Annotated in this window: 1 protein-coding gene; it reads right to left on the bottom strand. The window is 38.8% G+C overall.

What is annotated here, in order from left to right; translation table 11 throughout:
• On the bottom strand, positions 1 to 512 hold a 512-nt coding region (locus tag DWX91_RS16330; RefSeq protein ID WP_147353340.1), incomplete at its 3' end, for an IS110 family transposase.
• Between the last annotated feature and the right edge of the window lie 119 nt (positions 513 to 631).

A 631-nucleotide genomic window follows, 5' to 3' on the forward strand; every position in this document is an offset into this window, starting at 1 on the left:
CTGTTTTGAATTCTTGTAAGTTCCGCCTGTAACTGGAATCTTATGTTTGATGCTGTTCTAAGATCAGCATAAACACCATCCGGCAGATATGGGATCATGTAACGTCCCTCTCTAACTAATCCTGCTATAACTTTCGGATCCTTACGGTCATTTTTAGTCGGATTATTGTCGTCGAGTTCTTTTGATTTTTTCACATGGTGAGGATTTACAAGCACCGGTTTCATTTCATTATCCTGTAGAAACTTTCCAAGATTGAACCAGTAATGCCCGGTCGGTTCCATACCTGGAATCACCTTATCCTTCTCATGTCTTTCTTTGAGGTCCAGGATCCATTCCTTAAATGTCACAAATCCGGCCTCTGTGTTGCTAAACTTAAATGGCTTCTTCGAATACTCGATTCCTCTGTAATCAAAAGCTCTGGCATAGTGCATTTCACTTCCGACATCAATTCCGAGTACCAAAGTTTTTTCTGTAATAGCTTCAATTTTTGCGTTCTGTGTGTTAGACTTCATTGTAGATACCTCTCTGTATAATAAGATTTTTACTAACCTGCCAGTCAGTAGTCTTATTGTACTCTGAGGTATTTTCAATTTTCAACGTCTACGCTTTTTATTATACAGGAAGCTCCTTT

Origin of the sequence: Clostridium sp. AF22-10, from assembly GCF_003478725.1 — a bacterium.
GTDB lineage: Bacteria > Bacillota > Clostridia > Lachnospirales > Lachnospiraceae > Otoolea > Otoolea fessa.